This window comes from Streptomyces sp. NPDC057271 (assembly GCF_042668715.1).
GTDB lineage: Bacteria > Actinomycetota > Actinomycetes > Streptomycetales > Streptomycetaceae > Streptomyces.
On sequence record NZ_JBHUYJ010000228.1, the window covers coordinates 1 to 2,444 of the forward strand.

The 2,444-nt window shown below is 69.0% G+C and carries 2 protein-coding genes; one reads left to right on the forward strand and one right to left on the reverse strand.

Annotated features, from left to right (window positions below):
• Positions 1–107 precede the first annotated feature (107 nt).
• Positions 108–1,385, reverse strand: a complete 1,278-nt coding sequence (locus ACFUJR_RS39100) for an MFS transporter (RefSeq protein ID WP_383181596.1) — start codon at positions 1,383–1,385, stop codon at positions 108–110.
• 151 nt (positions 1,386–1,536) lie between these two features.
• On the opposite strand from ACFUJR_RS39100, the gene ACFUJR_RS39105 reads away from it, so the two are divergent.
• Positions 1,537–2,103 (forward strand): MarR family winged helix-turn-helix transcriptional regulator, encoded by a 567-nt coding sequence (locus tag ACFUJR_RS39105; protein WP_383181593.1) that lies wholly within the window; start codon positions 1,537–1,539, stop codon positions 2,101–2,103.
• The last annotated feature ends 341 nt before the right edge of the window (positions 2,104–2,444 follow it).

Consider the following 2,444-nt stretch of genomic DNA (forward strand, 5'->3'; position numbering starts at 1 on the left):
CCCGACCACTGGACGTACTCGGGCGCTCCGACAACGCGGCGAGGTGCGGTGCCGGGCGTCGCGGGCCAGGCGAGACTTCGACGACAGGGCCTTGGGCCCGACCGGGCTCAGGCGGAGACGCTCTCCCGCTCGGGCAGGTGCTGGGCCACGACCCGGGAGGTCCTGGTGGCCAGGTACGGCTGGTCCTGCACCGGCGTGAGCTGCCTGCCGAGCCGCAGCGCAAGGAACGTGATCCCGAGCGAGAAGAGCACGAAGGTCACGATGTACGGGCCGTGCAGCGCGGCTCCCATGGGCCCGCCCACGGCCGGACCGACGGCCAGCGCGAGCTGCTTGACCAGCGCGAACGCCGAGTTGTACTGACCGACCGCCGACTCCGGCGCGAGGTCGGCGACCAGCGGTGCCACGGTAGGCGACAGCATCGCCTCGCCGAGCCCGAAGAGGGCGTACGTGGAGACGAAGGCGGCGGTCGCCATCGCCTGGCTGCCGTGCCCGAGCCCCGCGTATCCGGCGATCACCCACGCCACGGCCCAGATCAGACCGACGGCCGCGATGACCCGGGACCGGCGGCGGCGCTCGACGAACCGCAGCACCACGAACTGGGCGACGACGATGACGGCCGTGTTGGCGGCCAGCGCGATCCCCAGCGTCGACGGCTGGATGCCCGCGGCCTCGGTGCCGTACGCCGCGAGACCCGACTCGAACTGTCCGTAACAGGCGAAGAACAGCACGAAGCCCAGGACGCACAGCTGCACCATGGCCTTGTGCCCGAGCAGCGCCCGGACACCGCCGCCCTTGGATGCGGCCGGCCGGGTGCCCTGCAGGGCGGGGGAGCCCGGCATCCGCACGGTCAGCACGATCCCGGCGAGCACGAGGAACATGACCGCTTCGATCGAGAAGAGAAGAAGGAAGCTGCCCGGCCGGCTCTCGTCGACGAGCTGGCCACCGATCAGACCGCCGATGCCGAGCCCGAGGTTCTGCAGGAAGAACTGCATGGCGAAGGACCGGGTACGACCGGCCGGATCGGAGCACCAGACGATCATCGTCGCCAGCGCCGGCTGCATCACGGCCGTACCGGCACCGAGCAGCGCCGCCGAACCGACGACAGCGGGCACGCTGCCCGCGAGCCCCATGCCCAGCGCGCCGAGCGACGCGAGGACGGCGGCGAAGAGGAGGACGGGGACAGGGCCGCGCCGGTCGATGGCGCGTCCGCTGAACGGCAGGACGACGAGTGCGGCCATGGCGAAGACGGCGAGCACGATGCCTGCCGTGGTCGCGCCCAGGTCCCGCACCTGAGCCACGTACACATAGAGGTACGGAACGGTGAAGCCGAGTCCGAACGCGCTCAGCGCGCTGCCTGCCTGGATCCGGCGCATCGCTGCACCCATCGCCTTGGTCACACTCACCCACTTCGATCAGGAGCTTCAGACCTTCAGACCTGTAGGCCTGACCTCTGAAGACTTCAACACTAAAATTCGATCCTTAACAATACACATGGAAGGACTTCAACGCCAACGGTGAGCGTGGGATACTCCCCGCATGTCCGACAACCCCGAGCAGTCCGGCCCGCGCCCCCCGCAGGAGCCAACCCTCGACGAGCAGATCGCGGCCTATCAGCGCGAGTACCGGGACCTCGACCCCCAGGTCGAGAAGGTGGTCTCCGCCCTCGGCCGGCTGAACCGCCGGATGAACGTGGCGTACGGTCGCCAGCTCGCCGACCTGGGCATCAGCAACGCCGAGTGGGAGGTCCTCAAGACCCTCGTCCTCGCCGGAGCCCCCTACCGCCTGGGCCCGGGCGAGCTGGCCAAGCGCCTCGGACTCACCCCGGCGGCCATGACCCACCGCATCGACCGCATGGCGGGCGAAGGCCTGGTCACCCGCGACCGCGACGAGAGCAACCGCGTCCGCGTGATCGTGGAGCTGACCGACGAGGGCCGTACGAAGTGGCTCGAGGCGATGCGCATGGCGACGGACTTCGAGGAGGAGCTCCTCCAGGACCTGACCGGCGAGGAGCGCACGGGCCTCGGCGACATGCTGATCCGCCTCCTCCGCAGGGTCGAGCACACCCAGCCTGACGCCGGCGGCCGGCTCACGGACCTGGACTGAGGGCGTCACCGGACCGGGGTTGACACGCCCCCGCCGTATCCGTAGTGTTCTCCGAGTTGTCACGGGGCCGGAACGGTTCTGCGACAGCCACTCCCGCCGCTGATGCGGCACCTCTACTCAGTACGATCTCCCAGCCGGGACGAATTTCGGCATGCCGAAATTCATTTCGAATGGCTCGATTATGAGCCGCCCGGGAAATCCGCTAGAGTTTGAGCGTCGGAACGGCCCAACAGCCGTGAAGACAACCCCCGCTGACTGGGAATCAGGCCCGAAAGGATCTGATAGAGTCGGAACCGCCGGAAAGGGAAACGCGAAAGCGAAGAACGGCCCGGCAGCCCGCT